24 protein-coding genes, 1 tRNA gene and 1 pseudogene are annotated in these 23,714 nt (G+C 65.4%); 18 read left to right on the top strand and 8 right to left on the bottom strand.

All coding sequences use genetic code 11. The annotated features are described in order from the left end of the window. The first annotated feature begins 15 nt into the window (after positions 1–15). A complete protein-coding gene (locus tag QFZ41_RS04375) occupies positions 16–504 on the top strand; it encodes a dihydrofolate reductase (protein ID WP_429197623.1) in 489 nt (162 codons plus the stop codon). Beyond that, the gene (locus QFZ41_RS04370) at positions 504–1,445 is read left to right on the top strand and encodes a Nudix family hydrolase (protein ID WP_429197622.1); all 942 of its coding nucleotides are present in this window, start codon (positions 504–506) and stop codon (positions 1,443–1,445) included. The genes QFZ41_RS04375 and QFZ41_RS04370 overlap by 1 nt, the downstream gene beginning before the upstream one ends. Before the next feature lie 170 nt (positions 1,446–1,615). Here QFZ41_RS04370 and QFZ41_RS04365 read toward each other — a convergent pair whose 3' ends face one another. The 4 genes from QFZ41_RS04365 to uvrA all read right to left on the bottom strand — a co-directional run bounded on the left by QFZ41_RS04365 (position 1,616) and on the right by uvrA (position 7,342). Beyond that, on the bottom strand, positions 1,616–2,371 hold the full coding sequence (locus QFZ41_RS04365; RefSeq protein WP_429197621.1) for an enoyl-CoA hydratase/isomerase family protein: 756 nt from the start codon (positions 2,369–2,371) through the stop codon (positions 1,616–1,618). A 33-nt stretch (positions 2,372–2,404) separates the two neighbouring features. After that, the gene (locus tag QFZ41_RS04360; protein ID WP_429197620.1) at positions 2,405–3,871 is read right to left on the bottom strand and encodes a DUF4139 domain-containing protein; all 1,467 of its coding nucleotides are present in this window, start codon (positions 3,869–3,871) and stop codon (positions 2,405–2,407) included. A 106-nt stretch (positions 3,872–3,977) separates the two neighbouring features. Next, entirely contained in the window at positions 3,978–4,418 is a 441-nt protein-coding gene (locus QFZ41_RS04355; protein ID WP_429197619.1) for an acyl-CoA thioesterase, read from the bottom strand. Further along, a complete protein-coding gene (gene uvrA / locus QFZ41_RS04350) occupies positions 4,415–7,342 on the bottom strand; it encodes an excinuclease ABC subunit UvrA (RefSeq protein ID WP_429197618.1) in 2,928 nt (975 codons plus the stop codon). Before uvrA ends, QFZ41_RS04355 begins: the two co-directional genes overlap by 4 nt. 202 nt (positions 7,343–7,544) lie before the next feature. Between uvrA and QFZ41_RS04345 the strand changes: the two genes are divergently transcribed. The 4 genes from QFZ41_RS04345 to cgtA all read left to right on the top strand — a co-directional run bounded on the left by QFZ41_RS04345 (position 7,545) and on the right by cgtA (position 10,063). Beyond that, a complete protein-coding gene (locus QFZ41_RS04345) occupies positions 7,545–8,069 on the top strand; it encodes a DUF2059 domain-containing protein (protein WP_371022065.1) in 525 nt (174 codons plus the stop codon). Positions 8,070–8,311: 242 nt separating this feature from the next. After that, positions 8,312–8,626 (top strand): 50S ribosomal protein L21, encoded by a 315-nt coding sequence (rplU, locus tag QFZ41_RS04340; protein ID WP_371022064.1) that lies wholly within the window; start codon positions 8,312–8,314, stop codon positions 8,624–8,626. Positions 8,627–8,646: 20 nt separating this feature from the next. Beyond that, positions 8,647–8,904, top strand: coding sequence for a 50S ribosomal protein L27 (gene rpmA, locus QFZ41_RS04335; RefSeq protein ID WP_144911162.1), 258 nt, complete (start codon positions 8,647–8,649; stop codon positions 8,902–8,904). An 88-nt stretch (positions 8,905–8,992) separates the two neighbouring features. Next, on the top strand, positions 8,993–10,063 hold the full coding sequence (gene cgtA / locus QFZ41_RS04330; protein ID WP_429197617.1) for an Obg family GTPase CgtA: 1,071 nt from the start codon (positions 8,993–8,995) through the stop codon (positions 10,061–10,063). Between the two features lie 200 nt (positions 10,064–10,263). Here cgtA and rpsT read toward each other — a convergent pair whose 3' ends face one another. Beyond that, positions 10,264–10,527, bottom strand: a complete 264-nt coding sequence (rpsT, locus tag QFZ41_RS04325) for a 30S ribosomal protein S20 (RefSeq protein ID WP_072321609.1) — start codon at positions 10,525–10,527, stop codon at positions 10,264–10,266. A 202-nt stretch (positions 10,528–10,729) separates the two neighbouring features. Here rpsT and murJ point away from each other — a divergent pair, with 202 nt between their 5' ends. The 6 genes and pseudogenes from murJ to QFZ41_RS04295 all read left to right on the top strand — a co-directional run bounded on the left by murJ (position 10,730) and on the right by QFZ41_RS04295 (position 18,147). After that, entirely contained in the window at positions 10,730–12,337 is a 1,608-nt protein-coding gene (murJ, locus tag QFZ41_RS04320) for a murein biosynthesis integral membrane protein MurJ (protein ID WP_429197616.1), read from the top strand. 88 nt (positions 12,338–12,425) lie between these two features. After that, positions 12,426–13,406 carry a bifunctional riboflavin kinase/FAD synthetase gene (locus tag QFZ41_RS04315; RefSeq protein WP_429197615.1) on the top strand — a complete coding sequence of 327 codons (981 nt, stop codon included), beginning with the start codon at positions 12,426–12,428 and terminating at the stop codon, positions 13,404–13,406. Beyond that, positions 13,403–16,261 (top strand): isoleucine--tRNA ligase, encoded by a 2,859-nt coding sequence (gene ileS, locus QFZ41_RS04310; protein WP_429197614.1) that lies wholly within the window; start codon positions 13,403–13,405, stop codon positions 16,259–16,261. The genes QFZ41_RS04315 and ileS overlap by 4 nt, the downstream gene beginning before the upstream one ends. Positions 16,262–16,307: 46 nt before the next feature. Further along, positions 16,308–16,814 carry a signal peptidase II gene (lspA, locus tag QFZ41_RS04305; protein WP_429197613.1) on the top strand — a complete coding sequence of 169 codons (507 nt, stop codon included), beginning with the start codon at positions 16,308–16,310 and terminating at the stop codon, positions 16,812–16,814. 272 nt (positions 16,815–17,086) lie between these two features. After that, a pseudogene (gene ispH, locus QFZ41_RS04300) lies at positions 17,087–18,029 on the top strand (4-hydroxy-3-methylbut-2-enyl diphosphate reductase). A 42-nt stretch (positions 18,030–18,071) separates the two neighbouring features. Beyond that, positions 18,072–18,147: transfer RNA gene (locus tag QFZ41_RS04295), tRNA-Thr, on the top strand. A 208-nt stretch (positions 18,148–18,355) separates the two neighbouring features. Here the strand turns inward: QFZ41_RS04295 and QFZ41_RS04290 are convergent. Beyond that, on the bottom strand, positions 18,356–19,120 hold the full coding sequence (locus tag QFZ41_RS04290; protein ID WP_429197612.1) for an SDR family oxidoreductase: 765 nt from the start codon (positions 19,118–19,120) through the stop codon (positions 18,356–18,358). Between the two features lie 110 nt (positions 19,121–19,230). Between QFZ41_RS04290 and QFZ41_RS04285 the strand changes: the two genes are divergently transcribed. The 3 genes from QFZ41_RS04285 to QFZ41_RS04275 are packed head-to-tail and all read left to right on the top strand — an operon-like array spanning position 19,231 to position 20,477. Then, positions 19,231–19,653: a winged helix-turn-helix transcriptional regulator gene (locus QFZ41_RS04285; protein ID WP_429197611.1), complete on the top strand. Its 423-nt coding sequence runs from the start codon at positions 19,231–19,233 to the stop codon at positions 19,651–19,653. A gap of 34 nt (positions 19,654–19,687) precedes the next feature. Then, the gene (locus tag QFZ41_RS04280; RefSeq protein WP_429197610.1) at positions 19,688–20,248 is read left to right on the top strand and encodes a GNAT family N-acetyltransferase; all 561 of its coding nucleotides are present in this window, start codon (positions 19,688–19,690) and stop codon (positions 20,246–20,248) included. 16 nt (positions 20,249–20,264) lie between these two features. Next, positions 20,265–20,477, top strand: a complete 213-nt coding sequence (locus tag QFZ41_RS04275) for a hypothetical protein (RefSeq protein WP_429197609.1) — start codon at positions 20,265–20,267, stop codon at positions 20,475–20,477. Positions 20,478–20,479: 2 nt separating this feature from the next. On the opposite strand, the gene QFZ41_RS04270 is transcribed toward QFZ41_RS04275, so the two are convergent. Continuing rightward, positions 20,480–20,740 (bottom strand): hypothetical protein, encoded by a 261-nt coding sequence (locus tag QFZ41_RS04270; protein ID WP_429197608.1) that lies wholly within the window; start codon positions 20,738–20,740, stop codon positions 20,480–20,482. Positions 20,741–20,852: 112 nt separating this feature from the next. After that, positions 20,853–21,035: a hypothetical protein gene (locus QFZ41_RS04265; protein WP_429197607.1), complete on the bottom strand. Its 183-nt coding sequence runs from the start codon at positions 21,033–21,035 to the stop codon at positions 20,853–20,855. A gap of 175 nt (positions 21,036–21,210) precedes the next feature. On the opposite strand from QFZ41_RS04265, the gene pilV reads away from it, so the two are divergent. Genes pilV through QFZ41_RS04250 form a run of 3 tightly spaced genes read left to right on the top strand, consistent with a single transcriptional unit; the run spans position 21,211 to position 23,714 of the window. Beyond that, positions 21,211–21,750: a type IV pilus modification protein PilV gene (gene pilV, locus QFZ41_RS04260; protein ID WP_429197606.1), complete on the top strand. Its 540-nt coding sequence runs from the start codon at positions 21,211–21,213 to the stop codon at positions 21,748–21,750. Continuing rightward, positions 21,747–23,066: a PilW family protein gene (locus QFZ41_RS04255; RefSeq protein WP_429197605.1), complete on the top strand. Its 1,320-nt coding sequence runs from the start codon at positions 21,747–21,749 to the stop codon at positions 23,064–23,066. The genes pilV and QFZ41_RS04255 overlap by 4 nt, the downstream gene beginning before the upstream one ends. Before the next feature lie 18 nt (positions 23,067–23,084). After that, on the top strand, positions 23,085–23,714 hold the full coding sequence (locus QFZ41_RS04250; RefSeq protein ID WP_429197604.1) for a pilus assembly PilX family protein: 630 nt from the start codon (positions 23,085–23,087) through the stop codon (positions 23,712–23,714).

The raw sequence follows: 23,714 nt of genomic DNA, 5'->3' as shown, positions 1-23,714 counted from the left end.
TGCGAAGGAAGTTCCATGGCCGTTCACCTGGTTGCCGCGCTCGATGAAAACTTTGCCATCGGCAAGCAGGGAGGGCTCCCGTGGCACCTTCCCGACGACTTGAAGTACTTCAAGCGCCTGACGATGGACAAATCGGTGCTCATGGGTCGCAAGACCGCGGAGTCGATCGGCCGGGCACTGCCGGGGCGCGTGAACTACGTGCTCTCGCGCAAGGGCGTGGCGCCCTTCCCGGGACAGATCACGGTGCGCTCGGTGACCGAGGCCCAGGCCAGCTGCGGCCACACCGGCCTCATGGTGATCGGTGGCGGCGAAGTATTCCGCGAGGCGCTGCCGTACGCGCGCAGCCTGTACCTCACGTGGGTCTATGCGGCGGTGGACGGTGCGGACGTCTTCTTCCCCGGGATCGATTTCAAGGAGTGGACCGAGGTCGCCCGCGTGCACCACGCGGCGGACAAGGAGCACCCCCACGCCTTCGACATGGTCGAATACGTCCGGAACGTTTGATGCGCGTCGTCGCCGGCGTCCTCGTCGACGGCAACGGACGGATCCTCATCGCGCAACGCCCGCCGGGCAAGCACCTGGCGGGCCTGTGGGAGTTTCCGGGCGGAAAACTCGAGCCGGGTGAACCGGCCGCTGCGGCGCTGGAGCGCGAGCTCGACGAGGAACTGGGGATCACGGTCGATCCGCAGTCGTTCGAAGCGCTGATCCGCGTGCCGTGGCATTACGGCGAGCGCAAGATGTTGCTGGAGGCCATGGTGGTTCGCGCCTGGAGCGGCCAGCCCAAGGCGCTGGACGCCGCCGCCATCGCATGGCACGAGCCCTGGTCGATCGATCCGGCGGTCCTGGCACCCGCCGACCGGCCGATCCTGGCGGCCGTACGCTTGCCCGGGCACTACGCGATCACGCCGGCCCAGGCGACGCCGGATGAGGCAGTCGCCGGCTTACTGGAGGCCCTGGCTCGCGGAGAGCGGCTCTTGCAGCTGCGCCTCCCTGCGCAGTCGCTGGAAACCGTGCGCCACGTGGCGGCGCGCGTGTTGTCCGAGGTGCGGCGTTGCGGAGCGCACTTGCTGCTCAATCGGGATATCGAAGGCGCGCTGTCGTTGGGCGCTGGCGTGGGAGTGCATCTGGGCTCGGGGCAACTGCGCGACATGGTGGAGCGGCCTCTTCCGTGGACGAGTGTCGTCGGCGCCTCTTGTCATGATGCGGAAGAACTTGCGCTCGCCTCGCGGCTCGGCTGCGATTTCGCGACCCTGTCGCCCGTCCTGCCGACGGCGAGCCATCCCGATGCCGAGCCGTTGGGTTGGCCACGTTTCGCGGGGCTGACCGAAGCGGCCTCACTGCCGGTCTATGCGCTGGGTGGACTCGTGCTTGGCGATATGGCCGAGGCGCGGATGCACGCGGGACAGGGCATTGCCGGCATTCGTGGGTTTTTCCAAGGTTCGTGAGCGCTGGAAGCGCCGCTGAAGCGGCTCCCACAAGAGTCTGCCGAGGTAATTCCTCAGCATCCGCTGCCGCGGATCGCCGACAGGGTCGGCTCCCACCCGGTTGCCGCTGCCTGGTGGGAGCCGACCCTGTCGGCGATGCTCTTGTGCGAGCCGCTTCAGCGGCGATGCTTCTACTTGGACTTCAGGCGCGCTACCAGCGCTTGCAACACCGCCTGCGTTTCCTCGCCGAAGAAATCGTCGATGAAGCCGGGATCGAGCAGGTTCGACGTGTCGCCCCATACGGCGACGAGGTCGGCACGGGCGATGCCCCGCGTGCGCAACATGGCCTTCGGTGGCAGCTTGAGCAGGTCGCCTAGCCAGTTCACGGCGCGCGTGACCACCTGCTCGACCGTGGCCAGTTCATCGACCAGTCCGATCGCGTGGGCCTGTTCGGCGTCGACCATCGCACCGGCCACCAGCAAGCGCTCGGCGCGGTACGCGCCGACGATGCGGCGCATCGCGAACTGAATGGGCTCCGGAACCGACAGGCCCACTTGCACCTCGTTGAGCCCGATCTTGTACGGGCCGTGCGCCATCACGCGGTAATCGCAGAACAACGAGACCACCGCGCCGCCCGCCGGGCTGTGACCGGTGATGGCGGCTACCGTGGGAACGCGCGACGCGGCGATGGCGCCGCAGAGGGCGAAGAACTCGTCCCAGAATTCGCGTACTCCCGCCCGGTCCCGCTGGAGCAGGGCGGGCACGTCCACCCCGGCGGAAAACATGCCCTGTGCGCCCGAGAGCACGACGCCACGCGCGCCGTTGGAAGGAGCTTCCACGATGGCATCGCGCAACGCCCGGACCAGGGCGATATCGAACGCGTTGACCGGTGCGCGGGCCATGCGGATCTCGTGGATGTCGCCGTCGTGCAGGAGGATGTCGAGCATGTCGTTGTCCGTGGTGTGGATGGAGTGGCCGCGTTATTTCGGCAGGTCGGCATCTGTCCAGGTGTAGCGCACGGCGTAGTCGAGGTCCGCGCTGCCGTTGGCCGGCACGTCGACCTTGAACTCCAGCAGTTCCGGCGAGACCTTCGACGGCTTCACGGACGATGATGTCACCGTCCATGCGCGCCAGCGGCCGGGGTGCTCGCGCACGACGATGGTGCGGGCGGTGTCGCCGGCGTTGGTCAGGTGGATACGCATGCCTTCGTCGATACGGTGCGCGGCGGCATCGGCCGTGAAGGCCGTCTGCTCGCGCGTGGCGGCGAGGTCGAAGGCGTTGCCGAGCGAGACGGTCGTGTCCTTGTTCTTCGGCGTGTCGTCCAGGTGCCCTTCGCCCAGGAGTTCGGCGTTGCCGTCGCGGTCGGTCGTAAGCACACGCACGTAACCGGCGGGAAGGGCATCGAACGCCTTGAAGCGCAGGTTCGAAACGACCGGTACGCCGTTCATCGGGAGGCCGATGTCACGCTCCATGCGTGGCTGGGGCGGTTGGTAGGCCATGCCGGTGTCGTACACGGCCTCGCGCTGGCAGTCGAGCGTCCGGCTGTCGTACAGCGGCGTCTGCGTGACGCTGCCATCGGGCAGGTCGACCGCCGTGGGCAAGGTGTAGGTGCGCAGGTCGCCGAGAGTCGCCTGACGCGGTTCGTTCGATGCCATGTCCATGGCTGCCATGGGTGCCGGTGCGCGGGCCATGAACATCTTTTCCCGCTGCGGCGGTGCCTTCGCGCGACGGGCATCGCCGGCGACGAGCTTGAGGGACACGTCCTTCCAGTCGCGCCCGCTACGGTTGGCGATGCTGGCCGCGGCGTCGAAGCTCATGCGGCAGCTGGTACCGGGCGTGAGCGTGGCGACGTAGGCGCCGCGCCAGCCGAGGCCGGAGGTCGGGTAGTCGAGTTGCGCGCTGGTCGAACCGGACGAGCCGCCGGTGACGCGCACCTGCAAGGTCGAGCCGCGGGCGAAATCCGTGGCGTCCGCGGCTCGGAGGGCAGCGTACTGGCGGATCAGGGTGGCCTGGCCGTTGGCTTCGCGTACGACCAGTGCGTCGCCACCGCGGACGAGCGTGCCGGTGACGATCGGCTGGCCGGTGTCGCCGATCACACTGACGTCATGGCCGACCAGGCCGGCGACGGCGCCGTCGAAACCCTGGCCGAGCAGCAGACGCTGCGACACCACGCGGGTGTTCTTGCCGGGAAAGCGCAGCGACATGGCCTCGCTGTCCAGCGCCGAGGGCAGGCCGTCGATGGAGAGGTCTTGCACACCGCCTTTCAGGTCGAACGCGCGGCGTTCGTGGACGACGGCATAACCGTCACCGGACACGGTGTCTCCGCCGGTGGAAAAGAGCTGGTCGCCGTCCGCGCGGTAAAGCGTGAGCGCGGTGCGCTCATCGGCGGCGAGGGCGGGCAGGGCGACGGCGCAGGCGATCGCGAGTACGAGGGGGCGGCGCAACATGATTCACTCTCTCCGTGGGTGACCGGAGCGATCATACCGTCCGGATCTGAATCCGCGCGATCTTGCGAAACACGGCAGGCCCCGAATCCGGAGCCCGCGACTTGACTCAGCCCCTTTCGGCTTCCGCCACCGCGTCGCGGATCACTTGCGGCACCCCGACCGGACGGCCGTTCTTCGGATCGACCCAGACCATCGTGACGCTGCCGTCGCAATGGATCCTCGTGGCATCGTCGGTGGACACGATACGGTGTCCGATGGTCATCGAACTGGTGCCGATGCGATTGACGAACAGCTCGATCTGGATATCCGCAGGGTACTCGATCGGCATGCGGTAGTTCAGTTCGCTACGCGCCATCACCGGTGTGCCGTCGTCGCCGTACCACTTGCCCGGCAACTGCTCCAGCCACTTGATGCGAGCCTCCTGGAGATAGACCAGGTAGTTCGCGTTGTTGACGTGGTTGTAGGCGTCGAGATCCTGCCAGCGCACGTCCATCGGTGTGATGAACAGCGGCAACGGAGCGGGGGTGGTCGAGGCTTCAGTGGTCATGCGGTTCTTTTCTTCTTCACGCCGGGGGCCGCCTTCGCGGCCGTTTTCTTCGTGGTGGCCTTGCCGACCGCCTTCGTCGTCGCCTTCGCGACGGGCCTGGACGGCTTCAGGTGCGGCAGGAGGAAACGTCCGGTATGCGATGCCTTCGTGGCGGCCACCGTTTCCGGCGTTCCGCTGACGAGGATGCGTCCACCGCCCGCTCCGCCCTCGGGGCCGAGGTCGATCAACCAGTCGGCCGTCTTGATGACGTCGAGGTTGTGCTCGATCACGACCACGGTGTTGCCGTGCTCCACGAGCTTGTGCAGTACGTCGAGCAGTTGTTCGATGTCGTGGAAATGCAGGCCCGTGGTGGGTTCGTCGAGGATGTAGAGCGTGCTTCCCGTATCCCGCTTGGAGAGTTCCTTCGATAGCTTCACGCGCTGCGCTTCGCCGCCGGAGAGCGTGGTGGCGCTCTGGCCGAGCTTGATGTAGTCGAGGCCGACGGCGCGTAGCGTCTCCAGCTTGCGCGCGATCACCGGCACGTTCTCGAACAGCTTGAAGGCGTCTTCAACGGTCATGCCGAGCACGTCCGCGATGGTGTGTCCCTTGTAGAGCACTTCCAGCGTTTCGCGGTTGTAGCGCTTGCCATGGCAGACGTCGCAAGGCACGTACACGTCGGGCAGGAAATGCATCTCCACCTTGATCATGCCGTCGCCTTCACAGGCTTCGCAGCGGCCGCCGCGCACGTTGAAGCTGAAACGGCCGGGGGTGTAGCCGCGCTGGCGCGATTCGGGGACCTGCGCGTACAACTCGCGCAAGGGTGTGAACAGCCCCGTATACGTCGCCGGGTTCGAACGTGGCGTGCGGCCGATCGGCGACTGGTCGATATCGACCACCTTGTCGAACAGTTCGAGTCCCTCGATCGATTCGTACGGCGCCGGTTGCTCGCTGGCGCCGTTGAGTTCCATCGCGGCGAGGCGATAGAAGGTGTCGTTGATCAGGGTGGACTTGCCCGAACCGGACACGCCCGTGACGCAGGTGAAGGTGCCGACCGGAATGCGTACGTCGACGTCCTTGAGGTTGTTGCCGGTCGCGCCCTTGAGTTCGATCCACTGGTCGTCGCGTGCTTCGCGGCGTTTCGTGGGCACCTGGATGCCACGCTCGCCACTGAGGTACTTCGCCGTGACCGATCGCGGCGACGCCAGCACTTGCTCCAGCGTGCCTTCCGCGACGATATGACCGCCATGCACGCCGGCACCCGGGCCGATGTCGAGGATGTGATCGGCGGCGCGGATGGCGTCCTCGTCGTGTTCCACCACGATCACCGTGTTGCCGAGGTCGCGGAGGCGGGTGAGGGTGCCGAGCAGGCGCTCGTTGTCGCGCTGGTGCAAGCCGATGGATGGCTCGTCGAGCACGTACATGACGCCGACGAGGCCGGCGCCGATCTGGCTGGCCAGCCGGATGCGCTGTGCCTCGCCACCCGACAAGGAGTCGGCCTGGCGGTCGAGCGTGAGGTAATTGAGGCCGACGTCGTTGAGGAAGGTCAGGCGCTCGCGAATCTCCTTCACGATCTTCACGGCGATCTCGCCACGCCAGCCCGGCAGCTTCAGCTTCTCGAAGAACGCCAGGGCATTGTCGATCGCCAGCGAGGCCAGCTCGGGGATCGCGCGATCGGCCACGAACACGTTGCGCGCCGAGGGGTTGAGGCGCTGGCCGCCGCAGTCCGGACACGGATGGTCGGCGATGTAACGAGCGAGTTCCTCGCGCACCGCGGCGGATTCCGTCTCGCGGTAGCGGCGCTCCAGGTTCGGCAGGATGCCCTCGAACTTGTGCTCGCGCGTTACCTTGCCCCCGCGCTCGGTGATGTAGCGGAACGGGATGAGTTCGCGGCCAGAGCCGTTGAGCACGGCGTTCTGCACCGACTTCGGCAGTTCGCGCCAGGGCGTCTCCGGATCGAAGCCATAATGCTTCGCCAGCGACACGATCATCTGGTAATAGTAGGCGTTACGGCGGTCCCAGCCGCGGATGGCGCCGCCGGCGAGGCTGAGCTCGGGGTGTCCGACCACACGCGAGGGATCGAAGACCTGGGTGACGCCCAGGCCGTCGCAGGTCGGGCAGGCGCCCACGGGGGAGTTGAACGAGAACAGGCGCGGTTCGAGTTCCGGCAGCGAGTAATCGCACATCGGACACGAGAAGCGCGAGGAGAACAGCTGCTCCGTTGCCTTCTTGTCGTCCATGTCGACCAGGATCACGATGCCGTCGCCGAGGCGCAACGCCGTCTCGAACGACTCGGCCAGGCGCTGCTTGATGTCTTCGCGCGGACGGAAGCGGTCGATCACCGCTTCGATGGTGTGCTTCTGGCGCAGCGTCAGCGGCGGGACGGCGTCGAGGTCGTAGACCTCGCCATCGACGCGCGCGCGGACGAAGCCCTGGGCGCGCAGTTGCTCGAAGACCTGCACGTGTTCGCCCTTGCGCTCCCGGATGACCGGCGCGAGGAGCATCCAGCGCTTGTCCGGGTCAAGCGCCATGGCCGTGTCGACCATCTGGCTGACGGTCTGTGCTTCCAGGGCGATGCCGTGGGTCGGGCAACGGGGCGTACCGACGCGCGCATAGAGCAGGCGCAGGTAGTCGTACACCTCGGTGATCGTACCGACGGTGGAGCGGGGATTATGCGACGTGGACTTCTGCTCGATCGAGATGGCCGGCGAGAGGCCTTCGATCGTGTCCACGTCCGGCTTTTCCATCATCGAGAGGAACTGCCGCGCGTAGGCGGACAGTGACTCGACGTAGCGTCGCTGGCCTTCGGCGTAGATCGTGTCGAAGGCGAGCGAGGATTTGCCGGACCCGGACAGTCCCGTGATCACGATCAGGCGATCGCGGGGCAGGTCGAGGTCGATATTCTTGAGATTGTGCGTGCGGGCGCCGCGGATGCGAATGCTGTCCATGTGCCGACGTAAATGGGGGAAGTCGCTGACTATACCAAGGGTTTTCGGCCTTCATTCCGTATCGACCTTTGACAAGTCATCACATTTGTTATGCGGGACCGGAACCCTGCCGGATGTGGGTTACCCGGGCGGCCGCGCACGGCTACCATGACCCGGCCCCCGGGGAGGGGTCGAAGCCACCCATTCGAAGAGGAAGACACGCATGCGTAAGTGGACAGGGATCGCTGCCGGCCTGGTGCTGGCGGGTTGTGCGGGCCAGGCGCTGGCGGCGCCGCCCTCGGAGCAGCAGGTGCGCCAGCTGATGGACGCCGTCGGCATGGGCCGCATGCTCAGCCAGATGAACAGTCAGATGGCGGGCGTGATGCAGAACGCGTTGCCCTGCGTGCCGGCCAGCTACTGGCAGGGGTTCGTGGACGCCAACGCCACCAACCAGTTGATCGGGCGGATGGTGCCGGTCTATCAGAAGCATTTCACCGCCGAGGATATCGACGGCCTGCTCAAGTTCTACCGCTCGCCCCTGGGCCAGAAGGTGATCACGCAGATGCCGGCGACCATGGCCGAGGGCATGCAGATCGGCAAGCAATGGGGCCAGGAACGCGGCCAGCAGATGATCGCCCAGCTGCAGAGCCAGGGCACGCTGAACCAGCAGGGCCAGTGCCCGGCGGCCGGCGCGGCGGCCAAACCGGCCCCGGCACCCGCCCCGGCGGCGCCTGCGAAGAAGAAGTAGATCCGGCGGTCGGCTCCCGTGCCCGGTGGGAGCCGACCCTGTCGGCGATGCCAGTTCGCCAGATGTCAGCTAAGGCCATGTTTTCAAACCAATGTCTTCCCAGGGAGCCCGCGAGGACCCCTCCCGGCATTCCGCCCTTAACCAACTGATTGACCTTGCCTTTTAGGCCCCGCTATAATTCGCGATTCGCAACACCCGCAAGACCCTAAAAAGAACTACATAATCAGCAACAGGAAACAACCATGAGCTACGCAGTCATCAAGACCGGTGGCAAGCAGTATCGTGTGATGGCAGGCGAAATCCTGCGCGTCGAGCTGCTCCCCGCCGAAGTCGATTCCACCGTCCAGTTCGACCAGGTCCTCCTGGTGGGTGAAGGTGAGTCGATCACCGTTGGCGCCCCGCTGGTCGCCGGTGCCACCGTCAGCGCGAAGGTTCGCGCCCACGGCCGCGCCGATAAGATCCGCATCGTCAAGTTCCGTCGTCGCAAGCACTACAAGCGCACGCAGGGACACCGTCAGCATTACACCGAAATCGAGATCACGGGCATCAACGCCTGAGTCGCCGGAGGATATAAGTCATGGCACATAAAAAAGGCGTAGGTTCCAGCCGTAACGGCCGCGATTCGAACCCGAAGTACCTCGGCGTGAAGATCTACGGTGGCCAGGCTGTCGAAGCCGGTAACATCATCGTTCGCCAGCGTGGCACCAAGTTCCACGCCGGCGTGGGCGTCGGCCTCGGCCGCGACCACACCTTGTTCGCGCTGGTCGACGGCACCGTGTCGTTCAAGACCCGCGGCGAAAAGGGCCGCAAGTTCGTCGACGTCGTACAGGCGTAAGCCCCGTCCGACGCGATAGCGAAGGCCCCGCCATAGGCGGGGCTTTTCGTTTGTACGGCGGCATCATCTTCTATCCAGGTCATCTCCCATGAAATTCGTCGACGAAGCGCAAATCAGAGTCTCGGCCGGTGACGGCGGCAACGGCTGCGTTAGCTTCCGTCGTGAAAAGTTCATCCCCTTCGGCGGTCCCGATGGCGGCGACGGCGGCAGTGGCGGCTCGGTGTGGCTTGTCGCCGACGAGGGCCTCAACACCCTCGTCGATTTCCGCCACATGCGCTCGTTCAAGGCGCCGCGCGGGCAGGGTGGCATGGGCAGCCAGATGTACGGCAAGGGCGGCGACGACATCGAAGTCCGCGTCCCGGTCGGTACCGTGGTCACCAACGTCGACACCGATGAGGTCATTGGCGACCTCACCATGCACGGCCAGCGCCTCAAGGTGGCGCAGGGCGGACGCGGTGGTCTGGGTAATATCCACTTCAAGAGTTCGGTGAACCGGGCGCCGCGCAAATCCACGCCGGGCACGCCGGGCGAGGTGCGCGACCTGAAGCTCGAGCTTCGCCTGCTCGCCGACGTGGGCCTGCTGGGCTTCCCCAACGCCGGCAAGAGCACCTTCATCCGTGCGGTGTCGGCGGCGACGCCTCGCGTGGCGGACTACCCGTTCACCACCCTGCACCCGAACCTGGGCGTCGTGCGCATCGGGACGGACCAGAGCTTCGTGATCGCCGATATTCCCGGGATCATCGAGGGCGCGGCCGACGGCGCGGGCCTGGGCATCCAGTTTCTGCGACATGTTTCGCGCACCAGCCTGTTGCTGCACGTGGTCGACATCCGTCCGATCGACGGCTCCGATCCGGTGGACCAGGTGCGCGCCATCGAGCACGAACTGCAGCAATTCGACACCGAGCTGGTCGACCGGCCGCGCTGGCTGGTGATCAACAAGTCCGACGTGATCGACGACGAGGACGAGCTGAAGCGCGTGGTCGACGACATCGTGGCGCGCCTGGAATGGACGGCGCCTTGGTTCGTCGTTTCCGCCGCGGGCGAGATCGGCACGTGGGACGTGTGCCTGAAGGTGCAGCAGTTCTTCGATGCCGAGCGTGTCGCGCGCCGTGAGCGTACCGAGGCCGTGGACGATGTCCGCATGCGCGGCGAAGACTGAGCGCTGCCTCCTGAGACCATCGAGATACCGGTCGAGGCTGGGGGTGAACTGCTTTAGGGTGGGAGCCGACCCTGTCGGCGATGGGTGCTTGCGATAACCTTGCCCGCTGTCGCGGGATCGCCGACAGGGTCGGCTCCCACCAGGCAACAAAAAAGCCGGCGTAAGCCGGCTTTTTTGTGAACGGCGATGTCGCGCAGGCTTTACGCCAGGTCGCGGATCTTCGCGTTCAGGCGGCTCTTGTGACGAGCGGCCTTGTTCTTGTGGATGAGGCCGCGGGCAGCGTAGCGATCCATCACCGGCACGGCGACGGCGTACGCGCTGACTGCGCCAGCCTTATCCTTGGCGTCGATCGCTTTGACGACCTTCTTCAGTGCGGAACGCACCATGGAACGCGCGCTGACGTTGCGCAGACGGCGCTGCTCCGACTGACGCGCACGCTTCTTCGCGGACTTGATGTTGGCCAAGGTAAAGCTCCAGAGTTCGGTTGGTTTTAAAAAAGACGCTCATTTTGAAGCCAAAGACGGGTTGCGTCAATAGCTTAGCCCCCGCGCGAGCGGCTCGGCGGACGGGCAGGGCGCGCTGCCCTGGAATTTCCAGATGGCGGACTGTCCTCCGCCCCGGCGCCGCTGTCAAACTAGGGGTTTGCGCCAGGTGTCCCTCGTCCGGATGAAAACCCCCAGTCTCCTTCGCGGCATGCTCAGTTTCAGCGGCATGACCATGGTGTCCCGCGTGCTCGGCCTGGTCCGCGACATGGCGATCAACGCCTCGTTCGGCGCGAATGCCGCAACGGACGCCTTCTGGGTGGCTTTCCGCATCCCGAACTTCATGCGCCGCCTGTTCGCCGAAGGTTCTTTCTCGACCGCCTTCGTGCCCGTCTTCACGGAAGTGAAGGAAACCCGCCCCCACGAGGACCTGAAGCGGCTGATGTCACTGACCGCCGGTACCCTCGGCGGCGTGCTGCTAGTGGTGGTGGCCCTGGGCGTGATCTTCGCGCCGCAGGTGACGGCCTTGTTCTCGCCGGGTGCGGTCGAGACGCCGGAGAAGTTCGGGCTTACCGTGGACCTGCTGCGGCTGACCTTCCCGTTCCTCCTGTTCGTTTCGCTCACGGCCCTCAGCGGCGGCGCGCTGAACAGTTTCCATCGGTTCGGCCTGCCCGCGCTGACGCCGGTGATCCTCAACCTGTGCATGATCGCCGGCGCCTTGTGGCTCGCCCCGAAACTGCATACGCCGATCATGGCCATGGGCTGGGCGATCCTCGTGGCCGGCGCGCTGCAGCTGGTTTTCCAGATTCCCTCGTTGAAGCAACTGGACCTGCTCACGTTGCCGCGCTGGGGCTGGAGTTCGCCCGATGTGCGCCGGATCATGCGGCTGATGGTGCCGACCCTGTTCGGCTCGTCGGTCGCGCAGATCAACCTGCTGCTCGACACGGTGATCGCCTCGTTGCTCATCGCCGGTTCGCAGAGCTGGCTCTCGCAAGCCGATCGCTTCCTGGAACTGCCCCTTGGCGTGTTCGGCGTGGCCCTGGGCACGGTGATCCTGCCCTCGCTGTCGCGGCACCACGTGACCACCGACAAGGACGGGTTCTCGCGTGCGCTGGACTGGGGCCTGCGCACGACACTGCTGATCGCCGTACCGGCGATGTTCGGCCTGATGATTCTCTCGGTACCCCTCGTGGCGACGATCTTCCAGCACGGCCGGTTCACCGCGTTCGACACGAAGATGGCTTCCCTGTCGATTTCGGCACTGAGCTTCGGGCTCCCCGCGTTCGCCCTGGTCAAGGTCGTGCTGCCAGCCTTCTATGCGCGCAAGGACACCAAGACGCCGGTCCGCGCCGGTGTCGCGTCGCTGGTGGCCAACATGGTCTTCAACGTGGCCTTCCTGGCGCTGCTGTTCTTCCTCTGGGCGACGCCGGCGCAGAAGGCCGGATCGTGGATGGAGGCCATCGCCACCATTCCTGGCCTGCACATGGCGCTTGGCATGGCCAGTGCGCTGGCCAGCTATCTCAACCTTCTGCTGCTCTGGCGCTGGCTCGGCAAGGCCGGGGTATATCAGCGCCAGCCGGGCTGGGCTCGCCATCTGCTCCGCCTGGGTGTCGCCTGCGTGGTTATGGTGGCCGTGCTGCTCGCCGGCCTGTATGCCTGGCCGGAATGGAGCGAGGTCGAGAAATGGGAGCGCGTATGGCGTCTGGCGGTGCTCGTCGGCGCCGGTGGTGGCGCCTACGTCGGCACGCTGTTCGCCATGGGTTTCCGTCCGCGCGACCTCCGCGCCCGGTGAGTCGCCCGGCGTCGCATTGTGCGGCGCAACGGGGCGGCTATACTGGCCCGATGTCTTTTATTCCGCATCGATCCAGGGGCACCCGGGCATGACGCTGCGACTCCATCGCGATGTCGACGGCCCGTGCCTCGCACCCGAAGGCAGCGTGGTCGCGATCGGTGCCTTCGACGGACTGCACCTGGGCCACCAGGCGATCCTGTCGGAGGTGTGCCAGCGAGCCGCGGCGCGAGGCCTGGTCCCGGCGGTGATCACGTTCGAACCCTTGCCCCGCGCCTTCTTCTCGAAGGAGCCGGTGCCGCGTCTTTCCGGCGTGCGCGAGAAAGCCGAAGGCATGACGGCCGCGGGCATACGTGAGCTGCTCTCGCTGCGCTTCGACCTCGCCCTGACCGCGATGTCGGCCGAGGATTTCGTCCGCAAGGTGATCGTCGGCCGCCTGGCCGCGCGCGAGGTATGGGTGGGCGAGGATTTTCGTTTCGGCCATCGGCGCGGGGGCGATTTCACCCTCCTGCAGACGATGGGCGCCGAACTCGGTTTCACCGCTCATGCGGTGCCGCCGGTCCTGGTCGATGGCGAGCGCGTGTCGTCGTCCCGGGTGCGCACGCTCCTCGCCGAGGGCCGTTTCGACGAGGCCGCCCGGCTGCTGGGCAGGCCCTTCGTCATCGACGGCCATGTGGAGCACGGGCAGCAACTGGGGCGCACCCTTGGATATCCCACCGCCAACGTCCATCTCAGTGAACGGGTGAGCCCGGTCCATGGCATTTTCGCCGTGCGCATCGGTATCGGTGATGGCCCCTGCAGCTGGCCCGGCGTGGCCAGCCTCGGTTACCGGCCGACGGTGAACGAGGTGCGCGAGCCCTTGCTGGAGGCACACCTTTTCGATTTCTCCGGCGATCTCTACGGCCAGCGCATCGGCGTGGAGTTCGTGCGGAAGTTGCGCGACGAAGAAAAATTCGACGGCCTCGACGCCCTGACCGCGCAGATGCGCCAGGACGAGATCGCCGCCCGGCAGGCCCTTGGGATGAACCCCATACTTGTCGATGCCCCAGAAACCCACGGTTCCCAGCGATGACCCAGGATTACAAGAACACCATCAATCTGCCGCAGACGGCTTTCCCGATGCGTGGCGACCTGCCCAAGCGCGAGCCCGGCTGGCTGGCCACGTGGGAACGCGTGGGCCGGTATGCGCAGATCCAGGAGCACACGGCGGGACGCGACAAGGTGTTCGTGCTGCACGACGGTCCGCCCTACGCCAACGGCATGATCCACCTCGGCCATGCGGTGAACAAGGTGCTCAAGGACGTCGTGGTCAAGTCCAAGCTCATGGCCGGTTACCGCGCGCCTTACGTGCCGGGATGGGATTGCCATGGCCTGCCGATCGAGATCGCGATCGAGAAGAAATTCGGCAAGGCCGGCGACAAGCTCGACGCCGCCGCATTCCGGCAGAAGTGCCGCGAGTATGCGATGGCGCAGATCGACCTGCAGCGCGCCGACTTCAAGCGCCTGGGTGTCCTGGGCGACTGGGAAAAGCCGTATCGCACGCTCGATTTCACCTACGAGGCGGACATGATCCGCGCGCTGGCGCGCATCGTCGCCAACGGCCATGTCGTGCGTGGAGCCAAGCCCGTGTACTGGTGTTTCGATTGCGGTTCGGCGCTGGCCGAAGCCGAGATCGAATACGCCGACAAGACGTCGCCGGCGGTGGACGTCGCCTATGACGCCGTCGATCCCGTGTCGTTCGGCGCGTTGTTCGGCATCGCCACGGGCGACGCGAACATCGCCGTTCCCATCTGGACCACCACGCCGTGGACGCTTCCGTCCAGCCAGGCCGTATCGCTCGGCGGCGAACTCGAATACGCGCTCGTCGAAGGGCCGTCGCGTGATGGCAAGCCGTTGCTGCTGGTGATCGCCTCGGCGCTGGTCGAGAAGGCGCTGGCGCGTTACGGCGTGGAAACCGTGAACGTGCTCGGGCGCGTTCAGGGTGCGGTGCTGGAGAACCAGCCGCTGCGTCATCCGTTCTACGACAAGCACGTGCCGATCATCCTCGGCGACCACGTGTCCGACGAGGACGGTACCGGTGCCGTGCATACCGCGCCCGACCACGGTGCGGAAGATTTCGTCGTCGGCCAGAACTATGGCATCGGCACGCTCAACTATGTCGATGGCCGCGGTGTCTACCGCGCCGACCTGCCCCTGGCGGGCGATGTCTCATTCGCCGGCGTGCATATCTGGAAGGCGAACGACCAGATCGTCGACCTGCTGCGCGACCGTGGCGTGTTGCTCGCCTCGGCGAAGCTCACGCACAGCTACCCGCACTGCTGGCGGCACAAGACGCCGGTGATCTTCCGCGCCACGCCGCAGTGGTTCATCGGCATGGAGCAGGCCGACCTGCGCCGCACCGCGCTCACGTCGATCAAGGCCGTGCGCTGGGTGCCCGGCTGGGGCGAAGAACGCATCGCCGGCATGGTCGAAGGTCGCCCGGACTGGTGCATCTCGCGCCAGCGCACCTGGGGCGTGCCGATCACCCTGTTCGTCGACAAGAACACGCACGACCCGCATCCGGATTCCGTCGAGCTGATGGAGAAGGTCGCGCGGAAGGTCGCGCTGGAAGGCATCGACAGCTGGTTCTCGCTCGATCCGCGCGAACTGCTCGGCGACGATGCGGACACCTACGAGAAAGTCACCGACGTCCTCGATGTCTGGTTCGATTCCGGTGTCAGCCATTTCGCCGTCGTGGGAGCTCGCCCCGAACTGCAGGCCGGCGACGCCAGCGAATACAAGGTGATGTACCTGGAAGGTTCCGACCAGCACCGCGGCTGGTTCCAGTCCTCGCTGCTCACCTCGGCGGCGATCCACGGCCGCGCACCTTACGACCATGTGCTGACCCACGGCTTCACGGTAGACGCGCAGGGCCGCAAGATGTCCAAGTCGCTGGGCAACGGCATCGAGCCGCAGGACATCATGAAGACCCTCGGCGCGGACATCCTGCGCCTGTGGATCTGTTCGACCGACTACCGCAACGAGATGTCGCTTTCGGACGAGATCCTGAAGCGCGTGGCGGACACGTATCGACGCATCCGCAACACCGCGCGCTTCCTGCTCGGCAACCTCGATGGTTTCGACCCGGACAAGCACCTGCTCGCCACCGACGCCTGCCTCGATCTCGATCGGTGGGCGGTGCGCCAGGCGGCGGATACGCAGGCGGCGATCGTGGCTGCGTACGAGCGCTACGATTTTCCCGAGATCGTCCAGCGCGTGCAGAACTTCTGCACCAATGAACTCGGCGCGCTGTACCTCGACATCACGAAGGACCGCCTCTACACGATGCCGACGGACAGCCGCGGCCGGCGCAGCGCGCAGAGCGCGATGTACCGGATCCTCGAGGCGATGGCCCGGTGGCTCGCGCCGATCGTCAGCTTCACCGCTGAAGAAATCTGGGCGCACATGCCGGGTTCGCGCAGCGAGTCGGTGCTGTTCGAGACCTTCTACGAAGGGCTCGACGTCCGCCAGGACGCCGACGCTCGAGGCTGGTGGTCGACCCTGCTGGCGGTCCGCGAGACGGCGTCGCGCGTGTTGGAGGGGATGCGCAAGGAAGGCCAGATCGGTGCCTCGCTCGATGCCACCCTGACGATCCACGCCGACCTCGCCACGCAGACGGCGCTGGCCGAATCGGCATCCGAACTGCGTTTCTTCTTCATCACCTCGGAAGTGACCCTCGCGCCGCTGGAAGGCCGTCCGGCCTCCGCCGAGCGCGTGGAGCTGGACGGCGCCGAGGTGTATGTGTCAACGGCGGTCAGCGAGGCGGTCAAGTGCATCCGCTGCTGGCACCATCGTCCAGATGTCGGTGTCGACCCGTCCCATCCGGAGATCTGCGGCCGCTGCGTGGAGAACGTGACGGGGCAGGGCGAGGACCGCCGCTGGTTCTGACCGGCGGCCCCGCCACCCAACCCCCGACTCGAATGGCTCCCGACGCATGACCGTACGCCCCAAACCCAACGCGCTGTCCTGGCTCTGGCTCGCCGCCGTGATGATCGTGCTCGACCAACTGACCAAGTGGTGGGCGCTGACCGCCTTGCAGCCGGCCGAGACGCCGCACCCGGTGATTCCGGGCATCCTCAACTGGACGCTCACCTTCAATACCGGCGCCGCGTTCAGCTTCCTGGCCGACAGCGCCGGGTGGCAGCGCTGGTTCTTCGTTCTGCTGGCGGCCGTCATCAGCGGCACGCTGGGCGTGTGGCTGTCGCGGACGCCGCGCCACGACTGGCGTACGGCGGCGCCGCTGGCGCTGATCGTGGGCGGCGCGCTGGGCAATGTGATCGACCGCGTGCACGCGGCCAAGGTCACCGACTTCATCCAGGTCTACCTGGGCAGCTACCCGTTCCCGGTGTTCAACGTGGCCGATTCCGCCATCAGCGTGGGTGCCGCGGCCCTGATCGTGTTCAGCCTGTTCAGCGGCTCGCCCAAGCCCGCCCCCCGCTGACGGCGGAATGGGGGGCGCGACAAAGGGGTGGGAAGCGCGCTGGCGCGCGACTGAGCTTGCAGTAGACCCGATCGCGCGCCAGCGCGCTTCCCACCAACACTGTTTCCATCCCGGATCGTTCCCATCTGTGGCTAGGTGGTTCCCCATCGGGAGATGGTTGGATTTCAGCGCGACTTAAGGGACGCGGAGGGCGCTCGTGCGATAATCGCCGGGTTCCGGCGCTTCCTGGCGCCAAAGCCCTATTGCCACGGCCCTATGGCCACGAGGTCCCCTTGGATATCCTCCTCGCCAATCCCCGCGGTTTTTGTGCCGGCGTCGATCGCGCGATCGCCATCGTCGAGCGTGCCCTCGAATCCTACGGCGCGCCCATCTACGTACGCCACGAGGTGGTGCACAACCGTTACGTCGTCGAGCGCCTGCGCGCCGACGGCGCGATTTTCGTCGACGAACTCGACGAGGTGCCCGATGGCTCCACGGTGATCTTCAGTGCCCATGGCGTGCCAAAGGCCGTGCGTGAAGAGGCCGACCGCCGCCACCTCAACGTGTTCGACGCCACCTGCCCGCTGGTGACCAAGGTGCACATGGAAGTGGCGCGCCTGGGGCGCGCCGGCCATGACGTCGTCCTCATCGGCCACGCCGGCCATCCGGAGGTCCAGGGCACGATGGGCCAGTGGAACCGTACCAATGCCGGTCACATCTATCTCGTCGAATCGGTCGAGGATGTCGCCGAACTGGCGCCTTCGCAGCCGGACAAGCTCGCCTTCGTCACCCAGACGACCCTCTCGGTCGACGACACCATCGCCATCATCGGCGCCCTGCGCGCCAAGTTCCCCAGCATCGAGGGGCCGCGCAAGGACGACATCTGCTACGCGACGCAGAACCGCCAGGATGCCGTGCGCCGTCTCGCCGACGCCGTGGATCTCGTCCTGGTGGTGGGTTCGGTCAACAGTTCCAATTCGAACCGCCTGAAGGAACTGGCCGAGAAGCAGGGCGTCACCTCGTACCTGATCGACGGCGCCGAGCACATCCAGCGCGGCTGGCTGGAAGGCAAGACCCGCGTCGGCGTCACCGCGGGTGCCTCGGCCCCGGAAAAAGCTCGTCCAGGAAGTGATCGCCCGCCTGCAATCCTGGGGTTCGGGCAGCGTGCGCGAGCTGGATGGCGAGGCGGAAAACATCACGTTCGCCCTGCCCAAGGAGTTGCGCATGGCCGGCTGAGGCTTGCGCCGACTGCCAAGCTTCCCTAGAATTCCGCTTCTCGCCGGAATAGCTCAGTTGGTAGAGCGCGTCATTCGTAATGATGAGGTCGTAGGTTCGATTCCTATTTCCGGCACCAGCGCCTTTCTCCCGGACTGCCGACGAGCGGTCCCGGAGGACACAAAAAAACCCGCGCCAGCGGGTTTTTTTGTGTCTGTCGTAAAGAGCATCGCCGACAGGGTCGGCTCCCATCAAGCATCGCCGGCAAAGTCGGCTCCACCAGCTTGTGGCTACCTGGCCGGATTGTGGCTACCTGGTGGGAGCCGACCCTGTCGGCGATTCGGCGACTACGGAGCGTGATCCGCCGCGTTATCGTTGAACTGCTTGAAGAGTCCCGCGTAGCTCCCGTTAGCCTCGGCGAAACGCAGCGGTTTCACGCGCTCAACGAGGATCTCCGTCGCGTCCGGCGTGCTCTCGATCAGACGCATCGTCTCTTCGATGAACGCATCCAGCGGCATCGCGTTGGGATCGCTCTTCTGCCGCTCACCCATCAGTTCGGTCTGCACATAGGGCGGCACCAGTTCCAGCACCTGCACCGAGGTGTCCTTCAGCTGGTAGCGCAGCGTTTCCGAATACGAGTGGATCGCCGCCTTGGTCGCGCAATAAGTCGGTGCGACGGCGAACGGAAGGAAGGCCAAGCCGGAAGACACCGTGACGATGCTCGCCTTCGGCTGCGCCAGCAGATGATCGATCAGCGCCGCGTTCAGCCGGATCGGCCCCAGCAGGTTGGTGGTGATGGTGGCTTCGGCGGTATCGGTGGTCCCGTCCGTCAGCCGTTCCGGACGCATGATCCCCGCATTGTGGATCACCACGTTGAGGGCCGGAAAGTCCTTGCGTAGCTGCGCGGCGAAGCGCTGGATCGCCGCGGGGTCCTCGATGTCCAGCACGGCCGACTTCATGCCCGGATTGGCTGAGGTGGTCGCATCGAGCACGCTCTGCCGGCGCCCCGCGATGACGACCTGGTTGCCGCGTGCGTGGAAGGCTTCCGCCAGCGCCCGGCCGATGCCCGAGCCGCCGCCGGTGATGAGGATCGTGTTGCCTGTGATGTTCATGGGAACCTCGTAGGAGAAAGGGTAGGAATAGGCTAGGCCGGACACGATCCTATGGAAAGTAGGCGCCGAAAAGTTCCATACTTACTGACTGGGAAGTATGGAGCGCGGACATGCCCGCCAAGACCAAGAAGATCTACGACGAACCCTGCCGTGTATTGGGCGAGCCTTACACCGATCCGGAACTCGACGTCCTGGTGCGGGGGATCATCGAGCGCGTGGCCGATCGCTGGACCATGCTCACGCTGGAAGTGCTGGCGGAACACGGCCGCCTGCGTTTCGGCCGTCTGGCCGACCTTATCGGCGGAGTCAGCCAGAAAATGCTGACCAAGACCTTGCGCCAGATGGAGGCCGATGGATTGGTCACGCGCACGGTGTATCCGGTGGTACCGCCGCGCGTGGAATACGAACTCACCGAGATCGGCCTGAGCCTCGGCGCCGCCTTTTGCAGCGTGTGGTTGTGGGCGGAAAAGCATCGCGCGGAGATCGAGGCGGCGCGTGCCGCCTATGAGAAGCGCGCCGCCGACGAGGACTAGTTGCGGCGGCGGCCGGATAGGCCGAGGATGCCGCATGGACCATCCCACCGAACCTGTCGTCCTCACCGCGCGCCTTCGCCTCGACCGCCTTCTTCCTGCGGATGCGCCGCATCTGTATGCGTATCGCGGCGACGATGCCGTAGCCCGTTACCAGGGCTGGAAGCCGGCGAGCCTTGATGACGCGGAGGCTTTCATTGCGAAGCAGGCCGTCCAGCCGTTCGCGACACCCGATAGCTGGTTCCAACTCGCCATCAGGGAAAGGGAGTCCTCCGAACTTCTCGGCGACCTCGGCATCCACTTTCCCGTGTCCGCCGCTGAGGCGATCGAGTTCGGCGTTTCGCTCAGGCCCGAACGGCAAGGCCGGGGCTATGCCCGCGAGGCCATGGCCACGGCACTCGGCCTCGCGTTCGGCGGCTGGGGCTACCGGCGGGCCATCGCCTCGGTCGATCCGCGAAACGTCGCCAGTATCGCCTTGTTGCGTTCACTCGGCTTCCGCCAGGAGGCGCACCATGTTGAAAGCTATTTCTTTCGCGGTGAATGGGTCGATGACGTCGTCTTCGCCTTGCTCGCGCGTGAATGGCCGCGTCAGGGCTGAGGAAAGGCTACGAGCGATGCGCTACGTCCGCGTCTACGTCATGCAACCGCCGCAATCCGGTGCCGAATGGGCGGTGCGGGTGGATGCGGAAAAACCGGTGCGTTTCGAACAGGAGCGCGACGCGTTGTCCTATGCGCTGCGCCAGGCGCGGGCGCATAGCGCGGGGGGAGCATCCGTGGAATTGCGCATCGAGGACGACCACGGACACTGGCGCAGCATGGCGCTCTGAGCCTAGACGGCGGCAAGGCGAGCCATGGCCGCCGCGCTGGGTGGCGCAAGGTGGAGCAAGTGCGCATCCGGCAAGTAGCGCCAGTCGCTCAAGCGACGGGGCAGGCGGGCGTCGGGATGATCGGCACGAAGCGCGTGCACCGCTTCTTCGGCACTGTCGTAGCGACCGACTTCGCGATCGCCATGGAGGGCGCGCCAGCGGCGGCCGTGGCGAACGATGCGGAAGGGGACATCCGCCGAGGTGAAAACATACTGCGCGAGCACGGGAGGAACTCCTTTCTTAGCCCGCTCATTCTCACCGCGATTCCGTGACCGCTTCGTTATAGGGATGCGACGCCGGCGTGTCGGCGATTCGCGCGGCGTCGCGTGGGAATGCTTACTTGGGCGCTTTCGCCGGAACGAACGGCGAGACCGGATCGCTGGCCGGGAAGGTCTCTTCCAGGGCATGGTCCTGGTTTTCGTCGGCGTGTTCCTTTCTGGCCTTCTTCTCGCGTTCTGATTCCGGATGCTTCGGCTGGTTGTGGTCGGGGTGTTTGACGTCCTGGCGGTCGTGGTTCATGGCTGGGCCTCCCGTGGTGGGTGGTCACCATGGAGCACTGTCGGCCGTGAATATCGGGTGGCGGGCGAGTGGATGCCGCTTGTCGGAATAATCCGGCCGAATGTCGGCTATCGCTGGCGTTCTGTTCAGTTTTGGTTACTGTTACGCGGTCGGAATGGTTTTTGGGGGAGCCAGCGTGATTCACGTCCCGTCGCCGCGCGTCCAGCGCGGCGTATCGATGATTGAGGTATTGGTCGCAGTGCTGATCTTTACGATCGGCCTGATCGGTCTTGGCGGCCTGTTGATCACGGCAACCAAGTCGAATGTCTCAGCTTACTTCCGCACGCAGGTGACCTTCCTGGCCAACAACATGGCCGATCGCATGCGGGCCAATCCCCTGGGCCTGTGGAACGGCAACTACGATTCCGCGACTTACCCAATCACCGGCACCGCGCCGGTCTGCGATGCGACCGCGGGCTGTACCCCGGCGCAGGTGGCGACCCGCGATCAGATTGTCTGGAGCCAGCAACTTACCGCCTCCCTGCCTGCTGTCGGGCCAACGAGCATCAATTGCGTGAAAGCAGCTAACGATCCCACTGCCCAATACGCCATGCGTCCGCCCTACAGCGGAACCTGCACGATGACCGTCACCTGGGCGGAGCGGGGTCTTACGGGCGGCGACGACAAGGTGACAGCGGGCAACTTGCAATCCTTTACGTGGGTGTTCCAGCCATGAGCGCTTTTCGTCCTTTCCAGCGCAGCCGCGGCGTCACTCTGGTCGAATTGATGGTGGCGATGGTGCTCGGCCTGATCGTGGCCGGGGGTATCGTTACCGTTTTCATGTCCACCTCGTCGAGCAACCGGGCCCAAACCCAGTTGGCGCGCCTGCAGGAGGAGGGCCGTTACGCAGTGACGCGCATTGCTGACGACTTGAAGATGGCAGGTGCGCAGTACTGCAGCAGCACTGGCGGCCTTGCCCAGGTCGCGGCCGCGAGTGGCCTGGCGTTGGACGCTCTGCGTACGCCACGCGTACTCGCCAAAAACCTGACGTTCCCGCAAAACACCACGCCATGGGGTGCTCCGTACCCGGTGACGCCGACCGCTCCGTATAATTTACCCTCCTTCTTCTACATGCGTGGCTTCGAGTGCACGAAGACCGCGTGCACGCCGAGCAGCCCTCCCGTCGCGGCCGACGGCGTGCCCGTCATGGGCGATCAAGTGGGCAACCGTGTGAAAGGCGCGGCCGTTCTCCAACTGCGCTACATCGATGCAGGGCGGGGCTGGGCTATTGGTGGTGCCAGCACCATCGTTTCAGCGAACGGCCTTATCAGTTCCATCCACATCGTGCCCAAGGCTGGCGAGCCATCCTTGTCGGATGTCGTCAACAACGAAATGATGATGTTGGCGGATTGCTCGACAGCGCAGATATTCCAGACCACGGGTAATCCTGACTTCGTGCCCGTAGGCACGGCGGGCAACTTTTCGGCGCCTCGCGCCTTGGTGCCACAGTCGGCACCGCGGTTTTTCCGCTTGAAGACCGATTTTCGCACGATCACTTACTTTCTTCAGGTGGTAAGCGACGACGGTACCGCCACGGGTGCGAAGACCGGCGCCTTGATGCGCTGTGACAGCGGCCAGACACCCGCCTGCCAGGAACTCGTGCGAGGCGCCGAACGGCTCGATTTTACCTACGGTATCGAGGACTCAGGCGGCTTGATGCGTTATCTCACGGCAACGCAAGTCGACTCGCGGGCAGGCAATACCATCCCTTGCCCGGCGGGTCCTCCTGACGCGACCTCTGCGGACCAGGGCTGCTTATGGCGAGCCCTGAAGACGGTGGAGGTCAACATCCTCATGGATGGGCAGCAACCGCTTTACACCTTGCAGACGCCCGAATTGGCTTATGCGTACACGCCCGAAGGAATTCCCACGCCTCAGGCCCCAACCGCACGAGGCACCAATGGGGTCGCGCCTTCGGATCAGGGTTTCGCGGACCAGATGCTACGCCGTCAGTTCGGAACGGTGGTCATGATGCGCAACTACAACCCGTAACAGGCGAGAGCAAACGCCATGAAACGATCCACTCCCTCCGTGCGTTTCCACGCGCCTTACCGCCAGCGTGGCGTGGTGCTCGTCGTGGCGCTCATTTTCCTGTTGCTCGTGACCATGCTTGCCGTCAGCGCATCCGGTACGTCGATGCTGCAGCAACGACTGGCAGGTGGCCAACGCAACGCACAACTCGCACTGTGGAGCGCTGAAACCGCGATTCGCGGTGCGGAATGGCGGCTGTGGCGCGCCAGCTCGGACGCAGCCACGCGCATGCAATGCGGCAACGGCGCGCTTTCCAATTGTTATGACTACGACCCAGATCCGCCGACTACGTCAAAGGCTCTGCTGTTCCGAAACGCCTCTGGCTGGGTCACGGACGGCGCTACGAAGTACGACGCCGTCGACCTGACACAGGCCAGTTCGGACCAGACGTTTGCGCTAGGCAGCAACCCCTACTACATCATCGAAGATCTCGGCCTCGAACTGCCACCGAATTCGGGCCTACAGCATGAATCGGGGTCCACGGGCTCCACGGGCGTGGGATATACGAGCACGAACCGGCACCTCTACCGGATTACCGCTCGTGGCATGGGAAACAACCAGAACGCGATCCGTGTCATTGAAACCACCTTCGCCGCGAAGAGCGACTGA

The organism is Luteibacter sp. W1I16 (assembly GCF_050434905.1).
Taxonomy (GTDB): Bacteria; Pseudomonadota; Gammaproteobacteria; order Xanthomonadales; family Rhodanobacteraceae; genus Luteibacter.
Note: the sequence above shows the minus strand (reverse complement) of the source record. Positions and strands in the feature narration are given on the sequence as shown.

Bases quoted from the DNA above. Each gene is read 5' to 3' on its own strand.
- QFZ41_RS04375 (WP_429197623.1), top strand. From the start codon at position 16: ATGGCCGTTCACCTGGTTGCCGCGCTCGATGAAAACTTTGCCATCGGC.
- QFZ41_RS04370 (WP_429197622.1), top strand. From the start codon at position 504: ATGCGCGTCGTCGCCGGCGTCCTCGTCGACGGCAACGGACGGATCCTC.
- QFZ41_RS04365 (WP_429197621.1), bottom strand. From the start codon at position 2,371: ATGCTCGACATCCTCCTGCACGACGGCGACATCCACGAGATCCGCATG.
- QFZ41_RS04360 (WP_429197620.1), bottom strand. From the start codon at position 3,871: ATGTTGCGCCGCCCCCTCGTACTCGCGATCGCCTGCGCCGTCGCCCTG.
- QFZ41_RS04355 (WP_429197619.1), bottom strand. From the start codon at position 4,418: ATGACCACTGAAGCCTCGACCACCCCCGCTCCGTTGCCGCTGTTCATC.
- uvrA (WP_429197618.1), bottom strand. From the start codon at position 7,342: ATGGACAGCATTCGCATCCGCGGCGCCCGCACGCACAATCTCAAGAAT.
- QFZ41_RS04345 (WP_371022065.1), top strand. From the start codon at position 7,545: ATGCGTAAGTGGACAGGGATCGCTGCCGGCCTGGTGCTGGCGGGTTGT.
- rplU (WP_371022064.1), top strand. From the start codon at position 8,312: ATGAGCTACGCAGTCATCAAGACCGGTGGCAAGCAGTATCGTGTGATG.
- rpmA (WP_144911162.1), top strand. From the start codon at position 8,647: ATGGCACATAAAAAAGGCGTAGGTTCCAGCCGTAACGGCCGCGATTCG.
- cgtA (WP_429197617.1), top strand. From the start codon at position 8,993: ATGAAATTCGTCGACGAAGCGCAAATCAGAGTCTCGGCCGGTGACGGC.
- murJ (WP_429197616.1), top strand. From the start codon at position 10,730: ATGAAAACCCCCAGTCTCCTTCGCGGCATGCTCAGTTTCAGCGGCATG.
- QFZ41_RS04315 (WP_429197615.1), top strand. From the start codon at position 12,426: ATGACGCTGCGACTCCATCGCGATGTCGACGGCCCGTGCCTCGCACCC.
- ileS (WP_429197614.1), top strand. From the start codon at position 13,403: ATGACCCAGGATTACAAGAACACCATCAATCTGCCGCAGACGGCTTTC.
- lspA (WP_429197613.1), top strand. From the start codon at position 16,308: ATGACCGTACGCCCCAAACCCAACGCGCTGTCCTGGCTCTGGCTCGCC.
- QFZ41_RS04290 (WP_429197612.1), bottom strand. From the start codon at position 19,120: ATGAACATCACAGGCAACACGATCCTCATCACCGGCGGCGGCTCGGGC.
- QFZ41_RS04285 (WP_429197611.1), top strand. From the start codon at position 19,231: ATGCCCGCCAAGACCAAGAAGATCTACGACGAACCCTGCCGTGTATTG.
- QFZ41_RS04280 (WP_429197610.1), top strand. From the start codon at position 19,688: ATGGACCATCCCACCGAACCTGTCGTCCTCACCGCGCGCCTTCGCCTC.
- QFZ41_RS04275 (WP_429197609.1), top strand. From the start codon at position 20,265: ATGCGCTACGTCCGCGTCTACGTCATGCAACCGCCGCAATCCGGTGCC.
- QFZ41_RS04265 (WP_429197607.1), bottom strand. From the start codon at position 21,035: ATGAACCACGACCGCCAGGACGTCAAACACCCCGACCACAACCAGCCG.
- QFZ41_RS04255 (WP_429197605.1), top strand. From the start codon at position 21,747: ATGAGCGCTTTTCGTCCTTTCCAGCGCAGCCGCGGCGTCACTCTGGTC.
- QFZ41_RS04250 (WP_429197604.1), top strand. From the start codon at position 23,085: ATGAAACGATCCACTCCCTCCGTGCGTTTCCACGCGCCTTACCGCCAG.